We start from the raw sequence: 4,365 nt of genomic DNA, 5'->3' as shown, positions 1-4,365 counted from the left end.
GGCGTATCCGGACGGGCGGGCGGCGCGGGCGGCGGTGGCGGCGCAGCACGGGGTGCCGGTGGATCGGGTGCTGCTGACGGCCGGGGCGGCGGAGGCGTTCGTGCTGCTGGCGCGGGCGCTGGGAGTGCGGCGCCCGGTGGTGGTGCATCCGCAGTTCACGGAGCCGGAGGCGGCGCTGCGGGATGCCGGACATGCGGTCGGGCGGGTGCTGCTGCCGGAGGCGGCCGGGTTCCGGCTGGATCCTTCGCTGGTGCCGGGCGACGCGGACATGGTGGTCGTCGGCAATCCGACGAATCCGACGTCGGTGCTGCATCCCGCGCAGACGGTGGCGCGGCTGGCGCGGCCGGGGCGGGTCCTCGTGGTCGACGAGGCGTTCATGGACGCGGTGCCGGGTGAGCGGGAGTCGCTGGCGGGCCGCACCGACGTACCGGGGCTGGTGGTGCTGCGGAGCCTGACGAAGACGTGGGGCCTCGCCGGGCTGCGCATCGGGTACGTCCTGGCCGAGCCGGAGGTGGTGGCGGCGCTGGAGCGGGCGCAGCCGTTGTGGCCGGTGTCGTCCCCGGCGCTGGTCGCGGCGCAGGCGTGCGTGTCGGCGCGGGGTGTCGCGGAGGCGGCGTCCGCGGCGCTCGGCATCGCGGACGACAGGGAGTATCTGGTCGGCCTGTTGCGGGAGTTGGCGGGGCTCGGCGTGTCGGTGGCCGGTCCGGCGTCGGGCCCGTTCGTGCTGGTGGGGGTGCCGGGGGCGGATGGCGTGCGGGAGCGGTTGCGCGGGGTGGGGTTCGCCGTGCGGCGGGGCGACACGTTCCCGGGGCTCGGTCCGGACTGGGTGCGGGTCGCCGTGCGGGACCGGGGTACCAGCGAACGGTTCGTGGCCGCGCTGAAGGACGTCCTGGCCGGTTGAGCCCGCGGCCCGGGGCGGGTGTTCGGGGCTTACCCGGCGGACACGATCTGGGGTTTGAGCGGGGTCAGCCGCTCCGCCGTCGCCGCGATCACGTCCTGGGGGACGCCCGCCTCGGTCAAGGACGCCGCGAGGTGTCCGACGACCCGGTCGAAGTCGTCCGCCGTCAGCGCCAGTTGGGCGTGGGCCTCGCGCAGGGGGCGGCCCTCGTAGGCCTCGGGGCCGTTCAACGCGGCGGCGATGAAGGCCCGTTGGTGGGCCTTGAGGGCCGCGAGGTCCGTGTCGCGGAAGTGCGGGGCCAGGGTGTCGTCCGCCAGGACCTTGTCGTAGAAGAGGTCGACGACCGCCGCGACCGCCGGGGCGCCGCCCACCGACGCGTACAGCGAGGGGTTCTCGTTACGGGTGTTGTCCATGGCATCGGAACGTAGCGGCGGAACAACGCATTCAGAACCGGTCAGATGTTGGCAGAACCGGACGGCGAGGGGCGCCGCCCCCACGGCGGCGCCCCTCGTCCCCCTTGCCCCCCTTATTTCCCCCCTGCCCCCTCCCCCCGGAGGCGGCTATGCCCGCGAACGGCCCCGACGGGCCATGGCCACCGCGCCGCCGCCCGCGACCAGCAGCACGATCGCGCCGCCCGCGATGTACGGCGTCATCGAGTTGCCGCCGGTCTCCGCCAGGTCGGCCTTAGCCCCGGCCTGCTCGACCGCCGCGGGCTTCTGTTCCGTGCCACCCTGCGGCTTCACGTCACCGGCGTCGTCGGCCGGCTTCGGCTCGGCGGGCTTCGCGGGTGCCTTCGGGCTCTCGCAGGTGGCGCCGGCCAGCGTGACCTCGCCGTTGACCTCGGCGACGTTCAGCTTCAACGGGTTGACGGACACCTTGAGTTGCAGTGCGGAGGCCGCGGCGGTCGTCGACGTCGTCGAGGTGGTGGACAGGCCGAGGGAGACCTCGCCGACGCCCGGGACCTTGACCTCCGTCGTGCCGCCCGCGCTCAGCGTCACCTTCTTGCCCAGGACGGTGACGGAGCCGAGCAGGTTCGCCTCGGCGACCGGCTTCTTGCCCGCCACGCACAGCGCCTTGGAGGTGACCTGGTCGACCTCGATCAGGGAGAGCAGCGGCAGGCCCGGGACGTGGACCTTGGCGTGGGCGAGCTGGGTGAAGCCCTCCGCCTTGTGGTCGTCGACGGTGGCGCGCGCCTTCGCCACGTCCGCGCGCAGCACGCTGAACGGCTGCCCGCGGTCGACGCCGTCCAGGTTCACCGTCAGGGCGGTCTTCTCGGCACTGGCGGGCGCCTGCACCTCGTTGAGGGCGACCTTCAGCGGGACGTTCACGGTCTTGTTGAGGAGGGAGACGTCCAGACCCGTGCGGAGGACGACCGCGCCGGCCTTCCCTCCGTGGTCGCCCGTCGCCGCGGCCGGGCCCGCGGTCGCCAGCACGGCGGGTCCGGCGGCGAGCGCGGTGGCGACGGCCGTCGCGGCGAGGCGGCGGGCGGGCGTGCGCAGGGCGGTGCTGAACGTGGAGCTGGGCATGCTGGTGGGACCCCCAGGAAAGGAAGGAACGGGACGGGAATGCCGCTCGGGCCGCGCACATGGGGACATGGCGCGACACCGCCGACGGCACCGACCGATCGGCGACCGGTCGGGGACAGGCCGACGACTGGTCGTCGATGAGGGAATCTTTACGCACTGAGAGTGAACGGGCAGCGACCCGGCGTCAGTTCACTCCAAAGGGGGGTTTCCGTGCACGTCTTCGAATCCGTGGGCTCGGTTGTTCCCTGATGTCCCCCTGGTGTCACCCGGGCCGCCGCTCCGCCCCCGATGCGCCGGTTGACAGCGCGGGCGCGGACAAGTTGTGTGCAACGAGCAGCTGACGCCGCAGGTCACGCTGCGTCAACCCCGTGCAGTTCGCGTCCCGGACCGAGGAGCTCGATGCCGCGCAATGTCGTTCTGATCACCGCCGACCAGTGGCGCGGCGACTGTCTGTCGGGGGCGGGCCATCCGGTCGTCCGTACGCCCTATCTCGACCAACTCGCGGGCCGCGGGGCCCGGTTCGACCGCGCGTACACGGCGGTGCCGTCGTGCATCCCGGCGCGGGCCGCGCTGCACACGGGCCTCGCGCAGACCTCGCACGGCCGCACCGGGTACCGGGACGGGGTGCCGTGGGAGTACCCGGTGACGCTGGCGGGCGAGTTCGGGCGGCACGGCTACCAGACGCGGGCGGTCGGGAAGCTGCACGCGTTCCCGGAGCGGAACCGGATCGGTTTCGACGAAGTCACCCTGCACGACGGCTACTTGAGCTTCGCCCGGGACCGCCGGACGGATCCGCGGTTCCACGACGACTACCAGGCGTGGCTGGAGCGGCAACCGGGCGGCGGCGACTACACGGACCACGGGATCGACGCCAACAGCGTCGTGGCGCGGCCCTGGGACCGGCCCGAGCGGCTGCACCCCACGAACTGGGTGGTGTCGGAGGCCATCGATTTCCTGTACCGCAGGGATCCGACCGCTCCCTTCCTCCTCCACCTCTCCTTCCACCGGCCGCATCCGCCCTACGATCCGCCGCGCTGGGCGTTCGAGCAGTATCTGGACGCGCCGCAGTACCGGCCGGTGGTGGGCGACTGGGCCGACGCCCTGGAGGGCTGGCGGGACGACACGCGCGCGGACGCCAACTACGCCTCGTACGACCGCAGTACGGCGCATCGTGCGCGGGCCGGCTACTACGGCCACATGTCGCACATCGACCAGCAGATCAACCGGTTCGTGCTGGCGCTCGGCGAGTTCCGGCTGGCCGACGACACCTGGATCTGCTTCACGTCGGACCACGGCGAGATGCTCGGCGAGCACCGGCTGTGGCGCAAGGCGTACCCGTACGAGGGGTCGGCGCGGGTGCCGTTGATCCTGTCCGGGCCGAAGGGGGCGCTGCCGGGCCGAACCGTCGTCGGCCCCGAGGCGGTGGCCGAACTCCGGGACGTCATGCCTACGTTGCTGGAGTGCGCGGGCCTGCCGGTGCCCGAGGGCCTGGACGGCCACAGCCTCCTCCCGGCGGCCCGGGGCGAACAACTCCCTTCCCCACGGCCGTACTTGCACGGGGAGCACGCCCTGTTCGGCGAGTCGATGCACTGGCTGACGGACGGGCGCGGCAAGTACCTGTGGTTCTCGGGCACCGGCCGCGAGCAGCTCTTCGACCTGGACGCCGATCCGCAGGAGCTGCACGATCTGGCCGCGTCCGCGCCGCAGGACGTCGCCCGGTGGCGGGCGCGGCTCGTCACCGAGCTGACGGGGCGACCGGAGGGATACGTCGTGGACGGTGAACTGGTCGCGGGCGCCGAGCCGTTGGAGCAGCTGCCGGACGGCTGGGCGAGGGCGGGCCGGGCACGGGCGTGACGGCGGTGACCGGCGTCACGCGGGTCCGGCAGGCGCGCCGGGTGACGGGGATGCGGATGGCGGTGCCGGCGGGGGTCGTCCTGCTCC

General features: G+C 73.4%; 4 protein-coding genes. 2 read left to right on the top strand and 2 right to left on the bottom strand.

The window, feature by feature from the left end; all coding sequences use genetic code 11:
* Positions 1-901 (top strand): Rv2231c family pyridoxal phosphate-dependent protein CobC (gene cobC, locus G3I40_RS20080; protein WP_164303524.1); only part of this gene is annotated, 901 nt, incomplete at its 5' end.
* Positions 902-930: 29 nt separating this feature from the next.
* On the opposite strand, the gene G3I40_RS20075 is transcribed toward cobC, so the two are convergent.
* Both G3I40_RS20075 and G3I40_RS20070 read right to left on the bottom strand, forming a co-directional pair.
* Positions 931-1,311, bottom strand: a complete 381-nt coding sequence (locus tag G3I40_RS20075) for a group 1 truncated hemoglobin (protein WP_164303523.1) — start codon at positions 1,309-1,311, stop codon at positions 931-933.
* 147 nt (positions 1,312-1,458) lie between these two features.
* Positions 1,459-2,424, bottom strand: a complete 966-nt coding sequence (locus G3I40_RS20070; RefSeq protein WP_164303522.1) for an SCO1860 family LAETG-anchored protein — start codon at positions 2,422-2,424, stop codon at positions 1,459-1,461.
* Positions 2,425-2,823: 399 nt separating this feature from the next.
* On the opposite strand from G3I40_RS20070, the gene G3I40_RS20065 reads away from it, so the two are divergent.
* Positions 2,824-4,278, top strand: coding sequence for an arylsulfatase (locus tag G3I40_RS20065; RefSeq protein WP_164303521.1), 1,455 nt, complete (start codon positions 2,824-2,826; stop codon positions 4,276-4,278).
* Positions 4,279-4,365: the final 87 nt, after the last annotated feature.

Source organism: Streptomyces sp. SID14478 (assembly GCF_010548525.1).
Classification (GTDB): domain Bacteria; phylum Actinomycetota; class Actinomycetes; order Streptomycetales; family Streptomycetaceae; genus Streptomyces.
The sequence above is the reverse complement of the archived record's forward strand: the minus strand, read 5'-3'. Positions and strand labels throughout refer to the sequence as shown.

What these genes read in the sequence shown, in the direction of transcription:
- G3I40_RS20075 (WP_164303523.1), bottom strand. Translation starts at nt 1,311, where the DNA reads ATGGACAACACCCGTAACGAGAACCCCTCGCTGTACGCGTCGGTGGGC.
- G3I40_RS20070 (WP_164303522.1), bottom strand. Translation starts at nt 2,424, where the DNA reads ATGCCCAGCTCCACGTTCAGCACCGCCCTGCGCACGCCCGCCCGCCGC.
- G3I40_RS20065 (WP_164303521.1), top strand. Translation starts at nt 2,824, where the DNA reads ATGCCGCGCAATGTCGTTCTGATCACCGCCGACCAGTGGCGCGGCGAC.